The organism is Paenibacillus taichungensis, assembly GCF_047302525.1.
Classification (GTDB): Bacteria; Bacillota; Bacilli; order Paenibacillales; family Paenibacillaceae; genus Paenibacillus; species Paenibacillus taichungensis_B.
This window is the reverse complement of record NZ_CP168020.1, coordinates 279,609-302,002: the sequence shown is the minus strand read 5'-3', so window position 1 is coordinate 302,002 and position 22,394 is coordinate 279,609. Positions and strand designations below refer to the sequence as shown.

The 22,394-nt window shown below is 47.7% G+C and carries 18 protein-coding genes; 3 read left to right on the top strand and 15 right to left on the bottom strand.

What is annotated here, in order from left to right; all coding sequences use genetic code 11:
- Window positions 1-85: 85 nt before the first annotated feature.
- From ACDJ58_RS01510 to ACDJ58_RS01465, 10 genes are all read right to left on the bottom strand, one after another.
- A complete protein-coding gene (locus tag ACDJ58_RS01510; protein WP_413374927.1) occupies window positions 86-1,618 on the bottom strand; it encodes a PucR family transcriptional regulator in 1,533 nt (510 codons plus the stop codon).
- 397 nt (window positions 1,619-2,015) lie between these two features.
- Window positions 2,016-2,648 carry an aspartate/glutamate racemase family protein gene (locus tag ACDJ58_RS01505; RefSeq protein ID WP_413374925.1) on the bottom strand — a complete coding sequence of 211 codons (633 nt, stop codon included), beginning with the start codon at window positions 2,646-2,648 and terminating at the stop codon, window positions 2,016-2,018.
- Between the two features lie 228 nt (window positions 2,649-2,876).
- On the bottom strand, window positions 2,877-3,827 hold the full coding sequence (locus tag ACDJ58_RS01500; protein WP_413374923.1) for an aminopeptidase: 951 nt from the start codon (window positions 3,825-3,827) through the stop codon (window positions 2,877-2,879).
- A gap of 19 nt (window positions 3,828-3,846) precedes the next feature.
- On the bottom strand, window positions 3,847-4,518 hold the full coding sequence (locus tag ACDJ58_RS01495) for an AroM family protein (protein WP_413374921.1): 672 nt from the start codon (window positions 4,516-4,518) through the stop codon (window positions 3,847-3,849).
- A gap of 97 nt (window positions 4,519-4,615) precedes the next feature.
- Window positions 4,616-5,566 carry a DUF1177 domain-containing protein gene (locus ACDJ58_RS01490; protein ID WP_413374919.1) on the bottom strand — a complete coding sequence of 317 codons (951 nt, stop codon included), beginning with the start codon at window positions 5,564-5,566 and terminating at the stop codon, window positions 4,616-4,618.
- 240 nt (window positions 5,567-5,806) lie between these two features.
- Window positions 5,807-7,813: an alpha/beta fold hydrolase gene (locus ACDJ58_RS01485; protein ID WP_413374917.1), complete on the bottom strand. Its 2,007-nt coding sequence runs from the start codon at window positions 7,811-7,813 to the stop codon at window positions 5,807-5,809.
- Between the two features lie 78 nt (window positions 7,814-7,891).
- A complete protein-coding gene (locus ACDJ58_RS01480; RefSeq protein ID WP_072734898.1) occupies window positions 7,892-8,512 on the bottom strand; it encodes a TetR/AcrR family transcriptional regulator in 621 nt (206 codons plus the stop codon).
- Window positions 8,513-8,921: 409 nt separating this feature from the next.
- Window positions 8,922-10,220 (bottom strand): ABC transporter substrate-binding protein, encoded by a 1,299-nt coding sequence (locus tag ACDJ58_RS01475; RefSeq protein ID WP_413374915.1) that lies wholly within the window; start codon window positions 10,218-10,220, stop codon window positions 8,922-8,924.
- A 121-nt stretch (window positions 10,221-10,341) separates the two neighbouring features.
- Window positions 10,342-11,178, bottom strand: coding sequence for a carbohydrate ABC transporter permease (locus ACDJ58_RS01470; protein ID WP_413374913.1), 837 nt, complete (start codon window positions 11,176-11,178; stop codon window positions 10,342-10,344).
- Window positions 11,179-12,060: a carbohydrate ABC transporter permease gene (locus ACDJ58_RS01465; protein ID WP_063567994.1), complete on the bottom strand. Its 882-nt coding sequence runs from the start codon at window positions 12,058-12,060 to the stop codon at window positions 11,179-11,181.
- Window positions 12,061-12,203: 143 nt separating this feature from the next.
- Between ACDJ58_RS01465 and ACDJ58_RS01460 the strand changes: the two genes are divergently transcribed.
- Both ACDJ58_RS01460 and ACDJ58_RS01455 read left to right on the top strand, forming a co-directional pair.
- Window positions 12,204-14,030 (top strand): histidine kinase, encoded by a 1,827-nt coding sequence (locus ACDJ58_RS01460; RefSeq protein ID WP_413374911.1) that lies wholly within the window; start codon window positions 12,204-12,206, stop codon window positions 14,028-14,030.
- A gap of 5 nt (window positions 14,031-14,035) precedes the next feature.
- Window positions 14,036-15,667, top strand: a complete 1,632-nt coding sequence (locus tag ACDJ58_RS01455) for a response regulator transcription factor (RefSeq protein WP_413374909.1) — start codon at window positions 14,036-14,038, stop codon at window positions 15,665-15,667.
- A 165-nt stretch (window positions 15,668-15,832) separates the two neighbouring features.
- Here the strand turns inward: ACDJ58_RS01455 and ACDJ58_RS01450 are convergent, their stop codons facing one another.
- A complete protein-coding gene (locus ACDJ58_RS01450) occupies window positions 15,833-16,828 on the bottom strand; it encodes an arsenic resistance protein (RefSeq protein WP_413374907.1) in 996 nt (331 codons plus the stop codon).
- Window positions 16,829-17,493: 665 nt separating this feature from the next.
- On the opposite strand from ACDJ58_RS01450, the gene ACDJ58_RS01445 reads away from it, so the two are divergent.
- Complete coding sequence (locus ACDJ58_RS01445) at window positions 17,494-18,252, top strand: tryptophan-rich sensory protein (protein WP_413374905.1); 759 nt, start codon at window positions 17,494-17,496, stop codon at window positions 18,250-18,252.
- Window positions 18,253-18,352: 100 nt separating this feature from the next.
- Here ACDJ58_RS01445 and ACDJ58_RS01440 read toward each other — a convergent pair whose 3' ends face one another.
- The 4 genes from ACDJ58_RS01440 to ACDJ58_RS01425 form a co-directional block, all read right to left on the bottom strand.
- Window positions 18,353-18,727: a RidA family protein gene (locus ACDJ58_RS01440; RefSeq protein ID WP_076290583.1), complete on the bottom strand. Its 375-nt coding sequence runs from the start codon at window positions 18,725-18,727 to the stop codon at window positions 18,353-18,355.
- A gap of 147 nt (window positions 18,728-18,874) precedes the next feature.
- Window positions 18,875-19,555, bottom strand: a complete 681-nt coding sequence (locus ACDJ58_RS01435; RefSeq protein WP_413374903.1) for an oxidoreductase — start codon at window positions 19,553-19,555, stop codon at window positions 18,875-18,877.
- A 20-nt stretch (window positions 19,556-19,575) separates the two neighbouring features.
- Window positions 19,576-20,733, bottom strand: coding sequence for an MFS transporter (locus ACDJ58_RS01430; RefSeq protein WP_413379415.1), 1,158 nt, complete (start codon window positions 20,731-20,733; stop codon window positions 19,576-19,578).
- A 208-nt stretch (window positions 20,734-20,941) separates the two neighbouring features.
- Window positions 20,942-22,357, bottom strand: coding sequence for a sensor histidine kinase (locus ACDJ58_RS01425; RefSeq protein ID WP_413374901.1), 1,416 nt, complete (start codon window positions 22,355-22,357; stop codon window positions 20,942-20,944).
- Between the last annotated feature and the right edge of the window lie 37 nt (window positions 22,358-22,394).

The following is a 22,394-nucleotide window of genomic DNA, read 5'->3' as shown; positions in this document are numbered from 1 at the left end:
ACATGGTTCGCTATTTTTCGACCTATATCTACCATATCATCCATTGTTGATTTTGCTGTAGAAGCAAGTATTCGATTGGCAGGACCTACACCTCTTGTTTATCCTGTTTCATGTAGTAGTACACAAGACACAGATGACAGACAAATTGTTCACGCGGGTGATTCAGGTCGAAGCCTGTAATGTCCCGTATTCGCTCCAGTCGGTATTTCACGGAATTCCGGTGAATATAGAGGCGGTTCGCTGTCTCGATCAGGCTCCCCCGACTCTCCAGATAATAAAAAAACGTTCGCAGCAAATCACCGCTGTGTTCATCATCATAAGCACGCAATTTCCCCAGCTTCCGCTCAAACAATGCCGAAAAACCTGGATCATTCGCCGTTTCGCTCAACAAATGATATACCTCTACATCCTCAAACCGGGTTGTACGCCCACCCGACAAACGGGAGGATACCAGCAGTGCATTTCTGGCCTCGCCATAGCTTTGATGCATATTCCAAAGTGGAACCTGGGTGCCTACGCCTGTCCTGAATTGTCCAAGTTTGTTGGCCGGATCTTCGAGCCATAACCCAATGGTATCAGACCAGGATTGAACGTCATCCATCCATACCGCATCCCGGGACTCCGGTGTTGGCAAAAAGAGCACCGCCCTGTTGGTCCGAAACTCAATATGAGGCGCTACCCTCCGTTTTCTGGCCTCCTGACCAAGCAATTCGGTCAATAGGTCTTCATCTGGAGCAGTCTCACCTTCCATCACGGCTACTTCCCATAAATGCTCCGGATTCATGCCAAGCTTGCGACCTCTCGATTCGACTTCATGTGGCAAAAGAAGAGGCGGTGTCAGCAGCTCGTCAATGAAATTGCCCCGAAGACGCAATTCGGTATCTTCCGCCACCTTGTTTCTCATCAATTCCAGGGATAATACTAATCTGGCTTGCTCAATGCCGACTTGTTCCATTTCATCCAGGGAGTCCTTGTCCACCAGCAGTCGGGCAACCTTCCGCCGATCCAGATTTATCTCCCATACGAGTGGGTCCACAGCTTCTTTCCAGTCATAATCCGGCGGTGAAGACACAATCATCTGACCAGCATTGTCGATAACACCCACAGGTGCCTGAAGTAGCTCGGCCACATTGTCCCCCACCGCCTGAATTCCACTGTTTTCAAGTACCATTGTCATCAGTGTCCGATATACTTCCTCTGACCTGCGGAGAAGTGCGGCCTGTCGATCCAGCACTAATTCCATAACAGGCTGCGTAATATCCATGTAGGGTATTTCCGGAGGAATTTCAATGATGGGCAGACCACAGTCATTACTGGCTTCAACGGCTTCTTTAGGGATTTCTTTGAGAAAACGCGCAGGCTTGATAGCCAAAGCAGCCGCCCCCGCTTCATTAAGCGTATAGATTAGTTCTCCGAGCAAGCCGGGATTATCGCGAATCGAATAGGCTGTCGTCAGCATAAGCATGCCTTCTCGCAACCATCCTTGCAGATCGGGCACCTCCATAATATCCACGAACCGCACAACCCGATCCAATCCTTGGTGTCCACTAATGACTTTGGCCTTGCTGAGTATAGGAATATTCAACAGTTCTTTCAATGTTATACCTGTCGTTTTCAAGCCTATCGACCACCCTGAGCCAGATTTGAAAATCACTCTTGCATACTGTATCTAATTTTTTTGGATAGTTTACCAGACTATCTGATCAAAAAAAACGGGAATTTCTGTGATATCCGTATGTTATATATTGATTTCATAAATTATATTAATATTAATGCGTTGTTAGTTGTAGTTAAAAACACAGAAAATAAATTAATCACTTTATCGCTTCATATTAGAAAACAGGACAATTCACCCCCACACTCCTTGCACTCCTGCGCCATGCTATTCCAAGAGCCCCGATAACACCTTATCCAACACAAATAACGCCGATGCAGTTATACACATTGCATCGGCGTCAAAATCAAATTAACCCAAATATAAAATCATCCAATATCCACATCCGGAGTTCCATAGATCAGACATTCAACGCAGACACAGCTGCCCCTAATGAATAGATCGGGTCAAGCGCCCGGATATGCAGTTCTTTTTCCACTTCCAAGGCGAAACCCATCGTTGCAAAACCAGTACACGCAAGAACGATGGACTCGGCGCCCTCCGCCTTCAGTCTTCTGGCGGCTTTCATAGCCGCGATTCGCCCCTGTGCCGTGTTGAGATCCAACGTGGTTACCACACCTTCGGGACGCTCCATCCCGATATAGGCATCACCTAGTATTCCTCTGATCAGGAGAGGCACTTCCTCTAGGATGGTCAATACACCTACACGCGCCGCTGATGTGAGCGCAAGATGTGCAGCACATGATCCAGCGCCATAGACTGGGATGTGAACAGCGGCACGCATTTCCGCAAGAGCCGGATCGGCTGCACAACTGATACCGATAGAGGTACAGCCTTCCTGTTCCAGTTTTCGTGCCAGATCCACAATTTTGGGAATCGATTCAAGCTCTGTGGCCTGATCATATACCCCCAGCGGTTGATCGGGAATGCAGCGACTCCGAACCTGAATGCCATAACGTCCTTCAATCAATGCCCCGTGTCTGTGGATATCTTCTTCATGATGAAGCGTAATCACTCTGATAAGACCCAACATCGGCATTCCTCCCCAGGCTGTGGATATCTTGTGCATATGTTACCCACAAACTGTTGATAGTTACCCCCAGTTATGTGGATATCTCTTTATATATTGTGAATATGTTGTGTATTTGTCGCTAAAACTACCGCGTAATTTACGCATTGGTCCCCACTGTGGATATGTTGTGCATACGCTCTCATTCACTTTTTTTGATCCACAAGGTTATCCCTTGAATATTCTGCTCTATTATTGATCGAGCAGTTCTCCCTGACGCATAATCAACACATCATCAATGTACACATCCGGCTTCTGCACAACGGCATCAATATGAACACCTGCTGCAACTGTGCCACCAAAGGTATTATTACTTCCAAAAGCAACATGAATCGTACCGTAGACTTTCTCGTCCTCCAGGACAACACCTGTAATTCGAGCCTTGTCATTGGTGCCAATGCCGAATTCGCCAAGAATTCGACCATCACCTTCGCCCAGCATAGATAACAGCTTATCTCCTTCAGCGCCAGTTGCCGTAACAAGGCGGCCCTCTCTAACCGTCAATAGAACAGGCTCACTGATCGCACCTATTCCTGCAATTGAGCCATCCACCAGGATTTGCCCCTCTCCAATACCTTCAACGGGGGCGATGTAAGCTTCACCGGAAGGCAAATTGCCGGACTCACCCGGATTGAGGTACATCCCTGTGCTTGGCACACCATTGCGCCCCTGAATTGAGAACGACAGCTGGTGTCCATCTTTCTCGATGCGGACACTTCTCCCTGCACTCAGCATGGCTGTAACCTTATCTGTCAAAGCCTTCACTTTGGGATATTCTGCGGTAATGGCACCGTTCATGAACATATCATCCGTCATGCCCGGCATCGTGGCTACCCGGGTTCCAGCAGCTGCGGCCTGTTTACGAGCCTGCGTATGGGTTAGTGAATAACGGGTTACGCATACCGCGACATCTGCACGCTTCATCGCTTCGGAAATCGGTGCAGGCGGCTCTTCACCGGATTTGCTCCGTTCCTTCATCACCATAAGCACCGCATCTGCTCCCAATGCCTTGCCTGCCTCATATATGGATTCGGCCAGTTCTCTCTTGGCATCATCCGCTATGACAGCCAGTGTCTCACCACTGCGAAGTCCAAGGCATTCCACCAAAACATTTTTACTGACATCAATTCGTTGCTGATTCATTTGTTCGTCTCCTCCTGTGTCAGACCATTTCCGCTACTAGCTTACCCATTAGAGCATTCGACAAAATGACAGGGATTCCTGCGCTGGCATTGGCAACCCATTGACGGTGGCGCTCATCATACCCCATGCAATCCAGTAAAATGAGTTCAACACGCCCCTTTAATGATTCCGTCGCCTGCCGGAACTCAGCCTCGCCGGATGTATAGGGAGAAGCAGCGGCAAACGCGGGCTGAACCAGGGAGGAAAACTTCAAATCAAGCTGTCCCGCTTGCTCTGGCAATGGTCCGATAAGCCCCAGACGGCGGCCATCGGCCATCGCCTGTACGGCTGGAGGAATAATGCGATCAGGCTCAATGAGGTGCACCTTGGCTGAACGCAGACCCGGAAATGAACCTGTGCACAGCAGCAGAATATTAGGGACACCCATGGCTTCGAGTTCACGAATCTTTTGATTCAGCATCGGTCTGATTTTTTCACGGGATACGATAGCCGCACTGCCATCCTGCAGACGGGAAGTCAACACATATTCACCTGGTTCCGGGGCCAGCGCAGCGATCTGAGTTGCTGAAAGTCCGTCCAGCACCCCGACTTGAATGAGTTCCGCCCGCCCCTCCAGGTACCTTTCTATGACAGGCGCAACATCGGTTCGCGGAGCTTGTCCAATCGTAATCATGCCAAGCTGCTTGATCATCTTATAGCCTCCTACATATCAGATCGACTGTAGATGCCACGTATGTCCACAGCAGTGTTTCCACCTGCCGTTTCAACCGTGACCTTCTCGAATAAAACTATGCAGAAGGAGTTGCCTGCATCCCCGGGGTCTGAAGCACCTTCATTGATCCATACAGACGAGTAATCAGGTTATATTCCTCCACATTGTAGAAAGAACAAGTGCCATTCGTGAATTCCTTGGCTGTCTCCACGACCAAACGAACTGCGCTTGCAATATCAACCTCATGGCTCGCTCCTGTGCCGCATCCCGGAACTGCGGATTGAGCAGTTACAGCTACGCCTACAACAGGTGCATGTGTAGCCACAGCTGGCTGTAGAATGGAATTGATATGGTATAAGTCATTGCCATACGGCGTAATATCCTGCGTCGTAATCGGGAAAGTCACAGGCAGCTGCCCTGTGGTCATCTCCATGATTCGGAGCAAATCATCGCTCACCCGTAAAATATATCCCTCTTTCACCGTTGGCGAAATGGCGATGCCTTTATGGTTAATCACCCGATTTCCTTTGGTTGTATCGATGGACAAGATAGCTTCCATCTCAGGCAGAACCTCATGTTCGTTCATCTGCAAAATGTCGACCGGCGAGTCCATAAAATCAACCGGTTCATGCGGAAGAGTCGGGGCATCCGGACAGATATGCGTAGTCACAATGACATCACCTTTGAGCGAATCACCCTTGGTCTGCATATCGGCGAGTTTCAGTCCTGCTGCGACAGCAGCTACGGCGCCGTCGGCATCCGAGACGAGTCCGATGCGTGTTGGACGGGCACCAATTCCACCCAATCGTCCGACAATCCCCATGGTCGGGGCCTGTCCTCCCGACAACTTGCCGTCCGTACCAGGGATGATGATTTTAACAAAATCCGTACTTCCCTTTTCCCCTTGTACGGTCAGCACTTCAACGGAAACCTGTGGATATTGAACAAATAGTTGCTTTACACTTTCACCATTTACATAAGCGCTGTCCAGCGCGTCCAGTGCCAATAACGTTTTTTGAAGTGGCATCGTACACATCCTCCTCTTAGCTGTTGATCTTGAAATCAAGTCTATCGCAGTTCAGAAGAGCCTCACAATGTACTACCTTGCCAAAATGAGCATCGTTTTATTGTGCGACAAGTATAAATGGGAGTGAAAATAACGTTTTCATTCAGTTTATCTAACTGTATGTGTAATATAATTTAACATTTTATTATCGAGCGACCTTAGTATTCTGTAATTTTGGGAATGCACACTTCGTTTCTTCGCTTACCTTCTCTTCATTTGCCATTTCACAAGCAGTGAGGCTGTTTCCTCCGCCTGAAATAGGGGGAAATGGTGCCCATAGGGAAGTTCCACATGTTGAACGGATGAATGGATATTTTCGGGGCGCGAGTATCCCTTATCGTTTGTCCCCCAAACCATGAGTGTGCGCTGCGCATCTGCACTTGTCTGCGACACTTTATCGTTTGAATGAGACTGTATCCAGTGGAGCAAATCAGCATTCGCTCCTGCGATGCGGGGAGACTTCAAACCAGAAGAGGCTCTTCTTGTATAGCCTTCAAGCAGGGTTGGATTGATATCCGAAGCATCTGCTCTTTTTAACTGTCCAGCCACTTGCTGTGGAGTCATCCAAGATAACAGTCCTTGCAGCATTCTTCTCGGGAACCTTGATATCAGGCGCTGCATTCCGTCCGTCGAAGCCCTCCATACGGGTTGCAGCATGGCAAGCTGGATATTTTCACGTCCACTCTCCTGCATGACCACCGCGGCTATTGCTGCCCCAACGGAATGTCCTACCAGTTTGACCGGACCTTGTACCTCATCCAGTACACTGCGTACCGCCTCGACCTGCCCTTTGAAGGCCTCCCCTCTTGCCTTGTTCCGATGAACCGGAGAACGCCCAAATCCGGCAAGATCCACAAGCCATATCGGGTTTCCCGTCATACTCCATAACGCATCTCCCAGCGGGATCATATCGTCAGCACTGCTCATCAAACCATGAGCAATCACCCATGGCTCCCCCTGACCCTCATGGACCAGCACCGCAAGAGTGCCCTTACGTGTCCGAGTCCAACCTTGAGGCAAATCCTCCTGTGAAGGATTGCTGAAACGATAATCCAAATCGGCTGTCACGTAAGGCAATAGCTCGTTAACTTCAGGCAACTTTTGTCCCATTCGCTGAAATAACCGCTCCGTTTGCTGCACTTCAAACTCCTGTTTGGTAATAAACGCGATTGATTCGGGCGGTATTCCGCTGATCTTTGTGCCACCAGCCTTCATCGCTGCATGGATCATGGGCAGAGGCACTGACCATCGAGGTGCTGATACATCCAACTCTGCGGCCAGCAACAGAATCAGTTCCTTCATATCCGGACCGTCCGCTTTTCTGGACAACAAGGGATATGTGCCGCCAGACGGATTACTGTCCTGAGTCAGAAAAACGAGGGTCTTGGCAACTACATCATTGGATACGAGGGGCAGCCAGTGCTGTCGACCACCAGGAATCACCGGCATTCTGCGCCTTCTCATCGCCTGTATCATCATGCCAATTCCGCCCGTTTGTTCGGTCGCACCTGTGGGATATGGACCCACGATTGTACTCGGGTTTACAACAGATAAGACATACGAGTGCTGTTCAGCGTGCTGTCGAATATATCGGTCCGCTTCGAATTTCATATGTTCATAAGCACTTTCCGAATGGAACACTTTGCTAATTAATGACTTTTGCCTGCTCGACTTATCCCCAACATCTTCATTGGTTGAAGATACGGAGGGAGAATCTTCCCTTCCGTACGGACTCATAAAACCAACTACGTGGATAAAATGCCTCAACCCTTGTGTTCGTTGGATTTCTTCGGCCAATTCGGCAATGCCTCTTGCTCCATTCATAAAGATCTGTTCTGCCACCTTCGGTTGCAATGTGACATCCATCGTTCCACCTGCATGAATTATGATAGTGGCCTGAAGAGCACGTTCACGATCAGCTTTGGTTAGACCGAGGCCAGGAGCTGACAGATCCCCCTGAATACAGGTTATTCGGCTGAAATCCGTTACTCCGTATGCATTCAGAACCATCCTCACTTTGGATTTAGAGCGTACAAGCAGTAATAACTGCGCTTCACTGTCCCCAAGTTGTTTTACTGCCTCCTTGCCTATAAATCCTGTACTGCCCGTCATCAAAATAGTGGTTGATTCAGTCGCCATGTTGTTCTTAGCTGGATTGGGGTCAATCTTAAGTTCTGCGTTTAATAATGATGAAGTATGTACACTCATTTCTAATCTCCCTCCCTTTTTAGCGCCATTTATTTTAGTACTAAATAGTACTAATTATATTCAAAAAAAGAGCTTCGTTTACCGAAGCATCTGACAAAATGTACGTGCTGATTGTTCAATAATCCCTATATCACGCGCAGTCTCCGCGAGTACAAGTGAACCCTCGAATGCAGCGATAAATAATGCAGCCGCGGGTCCCGGCTCAATCCCTTTACGAAATTCGCCACGATCCACCCCTTGCTGCAACAGCTTTTCCATCATCGGCTGCAGCTCACGGAAGAAACGGGCTATGCTTTCTTTCACTTCGGGTGCGCTGGCAGGTGTCTGCATATACAATGTAATAAACGGACAACTTCCTTTATAATCGCGTCCTTCCATGCCTGCGGACAGTAACGCCATGAACGAATAGATTCGTTCTGTCACCTCTCGTTCACGCTGACTGAGCAGCAGGTAGAGCTCCGATTCATACTGGGCAATCCAGTACTGCACCACGGCCTGGAGCAATTCCTCCTTGTTTTTGAAATGGTAATAGATATTCGATTTGGATACCCCGCTTGCCCGCACGACCTCATCCATGCTGACATAGCTGTATCCCTGACGCAAAAATAACTGAGCAGCCACTTCGACTGCCTTGGTCCGATTAACCGGATTGGAACTTTTGGATTTCACAGAACCCGAGATCGATTTTTGATTTGTCATAAATAGAACTATACAGTACTAATTAAGCAAACACAAGTTATGTTGTTAACAAAAGATGATCTTTGCCCAAATATTTCTCGTACTTGTCCACATTTAGAACGTTATACACACAGGATATCCACATATAGTATTAACTCTGTGTTAAATAGGTTGTTGGGCCACTACATATGATGGAGTTATCCACATTTCAAGAGCAGGTTCGCATGCTATTCTTCCGATCTGCGCTAGCGGGGTCCCAAAACTAAAAAATAGATCAACCAGAATACAATTCTGGTTGACCTATTTGTGTTGACTACTCATTCATATCATTTGCGAATGGCTCCATTAGCCTGTGGATACTAGTATGTGGATAACCATTCAAGGTTGGGACAGCACTATTTTACTTATACGGATAGCTAATCCGAGTTGGTTATTTTTTCAGACTATCCCAGTTTTGCTGCAAGGCGTCAAGCAGGGCTTTTTTGTCCGATTTACCTGCCACATATGCCTGAATCGTGCTACCGAATTCCTGTGGAACACCCTCAGGGAAACGGTTAAAGTTCCAGCTTAACGTTTTGTTTTCTTGGCTGTACTTCATGATATCGGTTGCGAGGTCACCCAGATCCTCTTCAGATGCCTGAATGGAACTGAACGCCGGGATAAACTTGAATTCTTTGGTCATATACTGTTTCCCGATGTCGGATGTCACGAGCCATTCCAGAAACTCTTTCGCTTCCGGTTTCACTTGCGAATTCTTGTTCACAACCCAGTAGTTCGGTACGCCAACAAACAATTTGTCGTTCGGTTCATTCGTAATTGGCATCGGCAGAATGCCAAGATTCAGATTAGGATCGATGCCATCAATTTGTACCTGCGTCCAGTTTCCTTGCTGCATCATCGCTGCTTCACCAGTCGCAAACAGGGTTACCTGTGTGTTGTAGTCGGTTGTGAGCGGGTTTTTGTTGCTGTATTTCAGCGTCAAGTCGAGCAAGTTCATCCAGTCCGTGAACACCTGATTGCCAGGGATTTTCTCCGTACCTTCGTTAAGACCTTGAATAAATTTCACCGGATCTGCCTGATTCGCAAATGCCACGTTTACGTTATGATTGCCGAGTACCCACCATTCCTGATATCCATTGGAGAACGGGGTAATTCCTGCGGCTTGAAGCTTCTGTGCAGCCTGATCCAATTGTTCCAGTGTGGTTGGAATTTCAGTGATGCCTGCTTTTTGGAAGAGATCTTTGTTATAAATGAAGCCATAGCCTTCCAGTGCCAGCGGCTGTCCATACAGTTTGCCGTCTTTGGTCATCGGCTCTTTGGCAACATCAAGCACATCTTTTACCCATGCTTCACCTGACAGATCTTCCAGGTATTCGAGCCATGTATCCAGTTCACGATAACCACCAACGTTGAAAATATCCGGTTGTTCGCCAGCAGCGAACTTGGCTTTCAATGCAGCGCCGTAGTCACTTCCGCCACCAACGGTCTGAATGTCCAGCTTGATGCCTGGATGAGAGGACTCATATTCCGCTTTGAGACGGTTAAGCGCTTCCGCAATTTCGACTTTGAATTGAAATATTTTAATGGTTTTGTCTCCGGCAGCAGCGCCCCCGCCCTCTTGGGCGTCTGTTTTGACAGGACTTCCACTCTTATCTCCGTTGCCACAACCCGCAAGCATTACGGAAAAAGCAATTAGCATAAGCAACGTCAACTTGGTCATTCTTTTCATACATACACTCTCCCTTTAGTAGTTTCAGTATAACAGCTTCCTTGCATTCATCATTCAGGCCACCGAGGAGCAACAGCGACCGAAAGCGCACATGATCCCGGAACCGCACCACCCCTCGAACTTACCCTTTAACTGATCCAGCGGTAATCCCCTGAATGATGTATTTCTGCATCAGCAGGAAGAAGATGATAATGGGCATGATGCCAAGCACCAGTGCAGGCAGGGCAAGATCCCATTGCTTCGTATATTGTCCGAAGAGCGCAAAGGTCGCAATCGGAATTGTACGCAAATTGGAGCTTTGCAGAATCAGGGATGGCAACAGATAGTCATTCCAGATCCAGAGTGTATTCAGGATGATGACGGTAACATACATCGGCTTCATAAGTGGGAATACAATCCGGAAGAACACGCCGTAAGCGGAGCTTCCATCCACCCGAGCTGCCTCTTCAATTTCGAGCGGAACCGATTTGACAAATCCATGGAACAGGAAGATGGACATCGGTGCGCCAAAACCGAGATAACAGATGATGAGTCCAAAGAGACTGTCGATCAGTCCAAGATTACTGGTTACGGTAACGAGTGGAATCATGATAGACTGAAACGGAATCACCATGGCGGCAATAAACATGCCGAACAAAATCCGGTTGAAGCGGGTATCGCTGCGTACCATTCGGTAGGCGGCCATGGAGCTGATCAACACCAGCAGCAGATTGCTGACTACGGTGACGATGAGCGAGTTCATCAGCGCTGATGGGAAGTTGATTTTCTCCCAGGCGTTCGCATAGTTACCCCATTGGAACACCTCCGGCCATGCGGCCGAATTGGTAAGCAGGTCACCGAATGTTTTGACTGAATTGACAAACAGGAAGTAAAACGGAACCAGGAACAATAATCCAATGAGCACCATAACAATCTCGGTTACAATGGTACTGAAGCGGTAATTTTTTGACGTTTCCATCTATGCCTCCACCTCCTTGCTCTTCGTCACACGCACCTGAATCATGGTGATAATGGCAACGATTACGAAGAACACAAGTGCTTTGGCTGTACCGATGCCGTACCGATTATTCACAAAAGCTTCATTGTAAATATTCAGAGCTACCGATTCTGTTGATCCAAACGGTCCGCCTTTGGTCAGTGACAGATTGAGATCGAACATTTTGAATGACCAGGAGATTGCAAGGAACAGACAGATTGTGACTCCCGGCATAATGAGCGGGAAAATAATGCTGCGCAGTACCTGCCAGCGGCTGGCACCATCAATTTCGGCAGCTTCCAGCAGATCAGGTGATACGTTGGTCAAGGACGAGATGTAGATGACCATCAGATACCCTGCGGTCTGCCAGACAAATACAATAACGATACCCCAGAAGGCGGTCGGCTCGTCTCCCAACCATGGGAGGTTGAAGAAGGACCATCCGGTTACGTCGCCTACTGCTGAAAACCCTTTCACAAATATGAACTGCCAGATAAAGCCGAGCAACAATCCACCGATCACGTTAGGCATAAAAAAGATCGTGCGCAGAAAGTTTCTCGTCTTGAGCGGTTTGGTCAGGAAATACGCCAGGAAAAAACCGATCACATTGGTCAAAATTACACCAACCACGGTGAAGCGCACCGTAAACCAAAACGCAGATAGAAACTTGGGATCATTCGCAAAAATTTGCTTGAAATTGTCGAACCCTACCCAATGAATGTTCGCCGACACCCCGTTCCAGTCGGTAAAGGAATATACCATGCCAAGCAGGAAAGGGACCACGATAATGAGAATAAAAAAGACGATGGAGGGACCCACGAACACAAGCTGCTGTAACAGCTGTGAAGATTTGCGATGCTTCATATCGTTCTCCCCTTCTATAGATGGATGAAATTGGTCTCTTGTTCTATTAAACCCCAATCTCGCACTGGGAAACACCGACCCTGGTGAACAGTTGGGTGTAAAATATTGTCCTTTCTTAACCTGCAACCAGAAGGGGTGTCACGATGTCAAAATACTACAGTATTCGCACCAAGCTAATCGCTTTTATGCTTATTGCCACAACGATTCCGCTACTGGCATCCATCAGCATGACGTTTATCCAGACGAAGACCGCCCTGCGCGAACAGGCCGTCGCAGAGAATAAACGCCTGATCTTTCAGGCGTCTACCAATCTCAACAATTACGTGGATAACGTGGCAAGAGCTTCGCTTGCTGTGTACAATGATCCGAATTTCCTGCGGAATCTGGCGAAAATCCCCGGCGACTATCGCGCAGTTGCTGAGGTATACACCACCCTGCAGACGATACGCTCGGCTGTGCCCGATGTATTCCAGCTGTATCTGCACTCCTTTGCTGCCAATCAATCGACATTAATTGCGAACCCTTTCCCGAAGCGGGAAGAGCGCAAACAGGCCTACTCCGACTCGCTTCATGGAAAATCGAACGCTAAAAGCCCGGATATCTGGGTCGAATCGGCGCACCTTAGCCATTCCTACGGCTTCAAGGCAGCGTCAGCGGATGATCCTCCAAGAACAGTGATTACCCTTCACCGTGTGATCAAGGATGTACCTTCGACAGAACGATTGGGCGTGCTCGCCATTGATTTGAATATGGATACCATTGCCGAAATATGCAGCAGACTGTATGATCCGGCAAAGGAACAGATCTATGTCATCGACAATCACAACCAGATCATTTTCGAAGGAAAGTCGGAAGTCAGCGGAACGGATGCATTAAGACAGGAAGCAGCGACTGAGCTGAATTCAGCACGTTCCGGTGCAGGGACAGTACAGACCGCTTCAGGGCATTTCGAACAAGATCATTCGATGTATGTGTACCAGCATTTAGGCAGCCAATTTGCAGACTGGACCATTGTTAAACAGATTCCGAATGAAACGCTGTACGCGAGTGCCACCACTTTAACATGGAATAATGCCATGATCGCTATTGCTGCGCTGTTATTAGTCATTGTGGCAACCCTGTTCATCTCGATCCGGATCACCGGACCGCTCAAGCAATTAATGCGTTATATGAACCAGATTCAGGCGGGACGCCTGCATGTGGATATCCGATTAACGAGTCGGGATGAGATCGGTGTGCTGGCCCGTCATTTCCGGGATATGATGGATACGGTGAACAATTTGATTTTGCGGGAATATCGCCTTGAAATTGCGAATAAAACGAATCAGCTTAAAGCGCTGCAAGCCCAGATTCATCCACATTTTCTGTATAATACATTGCAATCTATTGGTACACTGGCGCTTCAACAGCAAGGACAACGGGTGTATGTGCTGCTCTCTTCCCTATCCAAAATGCTGCGCTACAGTATGCGTGACCAGACCCGGGTCACTTTGCACGAAGAAGCCGAGCATGCACGGCTGTATCTGGAACTGCAAAAAGAGCGGTTCGGTGACCGCTTAGAGGTTGATCTGGATTTTGCGGAAGATACCTTGCGCGCCGAAATGCCGAGAATGACCTTGCAGCCTTTAATTGAGAATTACTTCAAGCATGGGGCCGATGTTCAGCCTGGCAAAGGCAGGATACGCATTTCCAGTCATCGAACGCCTGACGATTGGATTCAGATTCGGCTGGAAAATAACGGACCGTGCATTCCAGAAGACAAGTTGTCCGAAATTCAGCGTTGGTTAAGTCCGGCATCCATATCTTCCGATTCCTCTCAGGAACCGGACGAGACCGAGTCGATTGGATTGCGTAATGTGATGCGCAGGCTCCAACTGAACTCACCTCCGGGATACAATGCGACGCTTACGATCGGCAATCTGGAACCGAATGGCGTGCAGATCATAGTCAAAATATACGCGGGAGAGTGAACAACATGAAAGCCTTGATTGTCGATGATGAAAAACACGTCCGCGATGCGATTAAGCTGCTTGGTCAATGGGAAGCCGCAGGAATCGATACTTTGTATGAAGCGGCAGATGGTCACGAAGCGGTCGCTGCCATTACGGCTCATCAACCGCAAATTGTACTCAGCGATATGCGAATGCCTGGCAAGGATGGTATGGCTCTGCTTGAATGGGTATCTGTTCATGCCCCGCATAGCAAGGTACTGGTAATCAGCGGATATGATGATTTTGAACTGGTCAGACATGCGATTCGCTATGGAGGTACGGACTACCTGCTCAAACCAGTTGAAGCAGACGAACTGAATTCATCCTTATTTAGAGCAGTCGACGCCTGGAAAGAAGACGATGCTGTTCGTGTGCAGTCCACGAGACAATCCATGGTGGTGAATCAGATGCGTCCGCATTATCATGACAGACTGCTCACAGAGCTTGTCGTTGGACGCGGAAGTAACAATACCCAATTCCAGCGGCTGCGGGATGAATTAAATCTGCCCAAGCAGATCGACAGTTGCAGTGTGGCAGTCACCAGCCTTTCGCATCTGGATGCGCAATGTTTGGCAAAATATCGCAGTCAGCCTGACCTTCTCGTATTCTCCGTGTTGAATATCTGTGCGGAAATGTTATCCCCACCTGCCGAAGGTGTCGTGTTCCGCCAGCTTGATCAACCGGATGAAGTCGTTCTCCTGTACTGGGGTCAGTGCTCGACACTCCAAACCATTCTGGAAAAAGTGAACGATGGTCTGGAGCAGACCATCCAACGCCGTCTTCATTTTGGTATATCCAGCTGTGAGTTTTATCCTACCGGAACCTCGGGAGCATATCAGGAAGCTAGTTTGCGGTTGTGGCGACGTAATGCCTTGCAAACGAAGCAGTGTATTCACGATGCAATGGAGTCCTCCAACGGAAACAAGGGGCTGCGATTATCTACCTTTGAGGAGTCCTTACGACTCGCGTCTATGAGCGGGCGCGCTTCCAGCGTGTCCAATGCCGTTGCAGAATGGATTGATCCCATTACCCGGCTCGATGTCGTAACAGCGGAGCAGATACAGCAATGGATGGATGAAATGGAATGGATGATTGGTCGTTGGCTCGACGATGCCGCCGGCGCCCCACCGAAGGAGGAAGATGAAGCGATAGAGGAACAATCCATTCCATTCGCCGAATTACCTTTGGATTGTGACGGACTGTTATCGCTGCCCTTGCTCCGCTCCCTGCTGGAACAGCGGCTGCTCGCAGCCGGAAAGGCCCTCACCGCACATCATCATGCAACACCGGACCCAATGAGTGAGATTGCACGTTATATGGATGCTCATTATCAAGAAGACCTGTCTCTACAGCAGATTGCTGCACGGTTCTACCTGAGTCGCGAATATATATCTCGCAAATTCAAACAGCAGTTCGGATTGAACTGGTCGGAGTATTTGGGCAAACTGCGAATCAATAACGCCAAGCTGCTGTTACAGAACCCTTCACTACGAATTGCAAAAATCTCGGAAATGGTCGGCTATCAGGACGAGAAGTATTTCAGTAAAGTGTTCAAAAAAATGGAGGGCATCACACCGGGGGAGTACCGCAAAACGTTATCTGACGGAAATGCTTAATTGAGCCGCCGGATCTGTGGAAATTCGTCTACTAGAACGTGCTCGATTCGTTAAACGATAAAAGGGGCATCCCGTCATGTTCATGACTCTGGGAATTGCCCCTTTCCTTTTTACATATATGGATGCATCTTAATGGATACACCCTGATCTTCTTTTCTAAAGGAATCAGCGATCCCGCAGTATGACGGAAGGAACAATACGAATATAGATTAACTCTCCCGCCAGCTCGACGATCGTCTGGGTTACAATCACTGCGGCAGCAATTGTGGCCCACTCTTGCGGCAATGCAAGTGCCAATGGCAGAACGACAAGTGAATTTCGGGTCCCTGCACTGAAAATAACGGCCCTGCCTGCGCCAGTGTCCAATCGGAATAGAGCCACTAAGATTCGTGATATGAAGGGCATAACAATTAGAAAAATAATATAAATGGGCAGAACATCCACAATTACAGCAAAATCATTGTAGACCTTCCCGATCTGCGATGCGACAACCACAATCAAGGCCAGAGCCATCATGGGTACAGGCAGCCAAGCGGTTGCGTTCATCACCCGTTCTCCTCCGGCTTTGCCTTTGGTCACAACTTGCGTAAGAATAGCCAACAGCAACGGAATAACGATCAGGAACAGAAAAGCCTCCACGAAAGGCCCCACCTGCATGACCTGTGCCGCTTCCTTCCCTATGAACAGCCATAAATATACAGGTAATAAGACCATTTGTATAACAAACAGGATTGGCGTTGCAGCCAGCATAAGCTTCTCATTGCCCCGACCCAGCTGTGTAAAAACAATGACGTAATCAATGCAGGGCGTTAGCAGTACCAGATAAACGCCAATGAGTACGGCCGGAGGTTGCGGAAACGCCAGGGTTAACAACCACACGACCACAGGCACTACGATAAAATTAGCCACCAGCAATGCTCCAATAAATCGCAGGTTGGACAAGGATTCTTTTAGCTGTAGAAAAGGAATCTGTGCAAACATGCTATATAACAAAATGGCAAGCACAGGTGAAACCGTATAATGCAGCGCTGACCCCCATTCAGGGGTGCCCAGCCCAATCGCTGCTCCCACGAACAAGGCAACGACATAAAACCACGTTTGTTGCTTCTCCATCGTTTCTCTCGTAAACAACCTTCTTCCTCTCCCTCTGAGAATTAGCATTTTATCACAATATCAAAATGATAATTGTACGTTTGTAGTGAGTTGTAGTGAATTGAAGTATATGTTATTGTCATATTAGAAAGCAGTTCTGGGTAATATGAAAATATCCGCAATGCGCTAACATTGCGGATATCCAGACAAAAGACCGATGGGTGACCACGGCGCGAATTTCAAATGCATGAAAAACCACCGAATTAAGGGGCCAACCTATCGTCGGTGGTTTTTCTTGTTCTTACGTGTCTTCTTAACGCTGAATAAAGTTCTCAGGCCAGTACAAATACTGACGATCTTTAATAAAGCGTCCAGAATCTTCACGATCAAATCAAGGGACACGGCTCCACCTCCTTTCGGAGCAGCTTCGCCGTGTCTTCCCACCGATTACATTTGTCCTAAATTTGAGTATAGCAGAACGTTGTGAACGAATATAGATAAACTTACCACCCGAATTAATAAGAAGTAAGTCCATGGCATTAAACATATTTCCGCTTCAATCAGCGTACATTGAGACGTAGCACAGCGAATAAGAGAGCGGCAAACCGCAGGATAGCAGACAACGATCCTGTGAATTTTTTGCGGCTTCTTATTAGAATGCGAAAGAACTGGGTATATTCATTGTAGACTGACCCGTGGTTCATTCATTTTTGTAAAACCAAGGAGGAAACACAATGTCACGTAACAATCCGTACAAGTGGTTAAACGCGATTGGATTCATCGCTGTTATCGTAGTAAACTACCTTTCCAACGCACTGCCTATCGGAGGCAGGACCAACAAGGAAGTATCGGATATGTACCCTGTATTGCTCACACCTGCAGGCTATGCTTTCTCCATATGGGGACTGATCTATCTGCTGCTCGCTGGCTTTGTTATTTATCAATTCGTTCCCTCTTCGTGGAAAAGGGACTCCATTACCCGCCTCGGTTACTGGTTTCTAGCAAGCTGTGCCTTTAATGTAGCGTGGATCTTTGCTTTTCAAAATCTCAAAATCGGTCTCGCCTTAGTCGTCATCGTTCTGCTTCTGTTGTCCCTGATCATGTTATATGTAAAAACGCGTGCAATCACCCTTCCCACAACTGCCGAAATCTGGCTTGTGAAGCTGCCGTTCAGCATATATCTTGGATGGGTTAGCGTAGCAACCATAATCAATGCGGCTGTATTATTATATAAAATCGGATGGGATGGCTTTGGACTCAGTGAACCTACCTGGACCATCATCATGTTAATTGTAGGCCTGGTGCTGGCTATACTGGTGAGCTTCCCTTATCGGGATAGTGTATACCCACTTGTCTTTACATGGGCATACATTGCCATCGCACTCAAACAAAAAGACGTTACCTCCGTATATTATACGGCAATTATCATTGCGATCGTGCTAGCCATTTATGCGGTATGGCTGTTCTTCGCCCGTAATCAGGATCGGGATTAACCCGGCACTGTTCATATAAATTCAAAAAGCCGATTTAGGTCATCTGACCAGAAATCGGCTTTTTATGTAACTTTCCTTGCTTGGCAAATATCAGTCTCCCCTATTTGAGGGCAATGACCTCGATCTCCACAAGTGCATCCTTCGGCAGACGAGCGACTTCAACCGCGCTGCGTGCTGGATAAGGCTGTTCGAAGAACGTGCTATACACTTCATTCACCGGAACAAAATCATTCATGTCTTTCAGGAAAACAGTCGTTTTCACGATTTTGTCCATACTCGTGCCTGCTGCTTCAAGAATGGCCTTTACATTGCTCAGGGACAAACGAGTCTGCTCCTGTACATCAGCTCCGAACTCTCCTGTTTGCGGGTTTAGGCCAAGCTGACCGGAAGTATAGATGAAATCGCCTGCTTCAACAGCTTGGCTGTATGGACCAATGGCGCCTGGCGCCTGATCGGTAGAGATTGGTTTTTTCATGATGAGTTCTCCTTCATGTTCGCTGTCCTGCCGCCGCGAGGAGACAAGCCTCGAACTCATTTTTGAAGCTTATTATACCACGATCCCGCCCAGGCAAGAAACGTCTATCCTTAGCTCTCATTCCGATATGGGCAAACCATGGATATCTCAGGACTCATCCAATCCCAACACATGAATAACGTTATTGGAATACACGTGATTTCCCTTGGTTTGAACAAGTGCAATGTTCATCATGGCCCGAGCTATGGTTGAAGCCTGGATTGCCCGGTATTTATCCACTCTGCCTTTCATCCAGCGATCCAGAAACGTCATGACATGAGCTGCCAATTGCTCACCCAACCGTTTTTCTTTGCGATCTCCAAGGATTAACGACGGACGGAATATATGCAGTGAACGGAAACCGATAGCCGATAACGCCTCTTCCATCTCTCCCTTGGTCCGACTATAAAATACACGTGACCCGGCATCGGCTCCCATGGAAGAAATGACGAGCATCTGGGATACACCATGCTCCTTGGCAAGTATGGCGGCTTTTACGGGGTAGTGAAGGTCCACTTGGCGGAAATTTTCCTGACTGCCAGCTTTTTTAATTGTTGTACCCAAACAACAATATAAGTCATCAACATCGCGAAACAGATCTGTTTGCTCTTCAAGTTGTTCCCAGTCCACGACATGCTGCTCCAGCTTTGCATGTTCCAATTCGAGCGGTCGTCTAACCAATATACGAATCCGGCCATAAGCCGGATTCTGAAGCAAGCTCCTTACCAGCAGTTCACCCACAAGCCCGGTGGCTCCAATCACTAGGGCTTGCCGTTCGTGATTCTCCAAGTACATCCCTCCACATATCTCTATTTCAGAAGCACACGACGTCCAAGCGTAAACGTAAGAACCAGCATCGCTGCACCAACACCCACTTGGAAGCCATAGGCGGAAACCCAATTCATCGCGTCCGGCCAGGTTTCCATTCTCTCATACAACCAGCCACCAATCAGCGGTCCAAGAAACGAGGTCACTCCGGTCAGAGCCGAATACACGGCGACAAACATCGGTCTTTCGCTTTTTGGTGTATCTCCGATTGTGAAGTTAAAAGCAAGCTGGTTGAATCCACCCACACCAATACCGAGAAAAATATGGGATAAAAAAAGCGCTATCAAAACAGGCATAAACGACATCAATCCCCATGACAGACAGGAGAGTGCGATGATCGGTAATGTCCAAAATAATAAGGTTTTGTTGCTGAATCTCGCGTTCAGATTGCCCCAGATATAGAATCCGGCCATCATAACGAGCGTCTGCACCACGGTAATTATGGATACCGTCTGATAATTAATGTTAAGCAGGTCAAGCATCACGTAGGAAAATAGCGGAACGATCAACGTCTGGATCAGTAACCAGGCCGCGAGGAACAGTGCAGCCCTCAGAAAGGAAGGATCCTGAAACGGCTTCTTGAACATCCCCCAAAAAACCTTTTCAGTTGAACGTTCAAACGGTACATCCGGATAAAAGCAATAAATAATCGTATTAGCTATGGCGCAGATCCACACAGGAATAAACAGAATTAAGAAACCCATCTCCCCGGGGAAACGGTCCAGAACGATGCCTCCAGCAAATAAGCATACGCTTCCAAGTGCGTTCAGAATCGTATTACGAATTCCGAAATAACGCCCTCTCACCTTGGCAGGCACGATATCTCCAATCAACGAGGTCCAGATCATACCGCCAATCGTATTGGCTATGAATGCAACCGTATACACACCAATATAAATGCCTACCCACCACTCCTTGGGAAACAGGAACGGTATCAGTCCCGTCGAACTCCACAGGATGCGATGTATCCCCACAAACAATACAAGCATGCGTTTGCGGCTGCGAATGCGCTGCATCCAGTAAGCCGCTCCAATCTGGGCGATATTGACAAACGTCGTAATGGCGAGCACAAAGCCAATATGTCTTGACCCGGCCCCGAGGTACAGCAGAAATCCGGTTAAAAATGGGCCTCCCAGCAACGTCTGCAAAATAATTGCCGGTACACCCTCCCATGTTGCAATGGATAAATTCGTGCGTTGTGTCGAACCCTTGCGCCGTGTTTTGCCTGCAAACGGAGGAGGGTTAACGTTGACCGTCTTCTGTATGGGGATACACTCCTTAGACCGGGTTTCAAGTGCCGGTCGATGCTAGTTGTCACCCCAAATTCTACTCACAGCGTGATGGTTGTCAACTCATTTTTTCACGGTTCAACGGGAGATAGAGATAGAAGGTACTTCCCTTGCCCTCAGCGCTTTTAAGTTCGATCGATCCGTCCAGTAATCTTGCCAAATCCCGACTGATTGACAGGCCGAGTCCTGTTCCCCCAAATTTGCGGCTAATAGACCCGTCAGCCTGTTGAAATGCTTCAAAAATGGATTGATGTTTATCTTCAGCAATGCCAATTCCCGTATCTTGTACCGAGAAAACAATCCATTGACTTAGAATGCCTGACTTCTTCATTTGTTTGGTGCTCACGGTCAGTGTAACCTTCCCCTGATGCGTAAACTTGATGGCATTGGACATGAGATTCCGCAAAATCTGTTGGACTCGTTGGGGATCAGACCATAGGGTCTCTGGTAGCCCTGGCTTCTTGTCCAGCTTCAGTTCTACTCCCTTTTTCTCGGCAACCAGCTGGAAATGAGTCATGGCATCTTCCGTGAGTTGTGCAACACTGATATCCTCCAAGACGATATCCAGTCTGCCCGCTTCCACTTTGGACAGATCGAGAATGTCATTGATTAACGTTAGCAACTCCTGACCAGAATGCTCAATCATTGTGGCAAAATGTACGATATCCTCCTGCTCCATCGTATCTCCGTTCTCGCTGATCATCTGGGCAAAGTTAATGACACTGTTCAGCGGTGTTCGCAGTTCATGCGACATATTCGCCAGAAATTCCGATTTGTACTGTGAAGCAATCATCAGCTGCTTGGCACGATCCTCCAGCACAATCTGAGCCTTCTGCAATTCTTCTTTTTGCACAGACAATAAACGATTGGTACTCTGGATGAGCAAAATCCGATTCTGTTCATTCTGGAAATCTCGTAAAATAAAAGCAAAAATAAGACTAAGTACAATACCAACAGGAAGGGTATACGGCATAATATGCGAGAAAAAATATGTAGCCGGGATAACACCAAAAATAGCAATGTTTAAACTATTGACCACATTTACAATCAATATGACGATGATACCTTTAACAATTAGCCTGTAGTCACTGCGTCTCATCCATATATTCAACCCTGCACACACCACGCCCAGGATCGACATATTAATTAGTGCAGCCACCGTAGCCTCATGGATACCGAAAGTTAACCTGGTCATTCCAATTCCAACCCCCACGATAATAACGCTATAAGGTTGTCTATACGTCAAAACGGCAACAATTAAAGGAACAAAACGAAGATCGAAGACAACTTCATCATTAAGCTGGAATCCAAATACCGTGCTGAACCAGCCTGCAAAAATAAGTACAAACAATGAACAGATCTGTTTTACTCGTGATGAAGCTCGTATTACGATGTATTTATAGAACACACTAGCAAGGTAAGCAATGGTAATGAGCATCCCCATATTTAATACGAACATTTTTGAAAATTGCATTCACTCACTCCTGTTGTCGTGTATTCATTGACAGAAA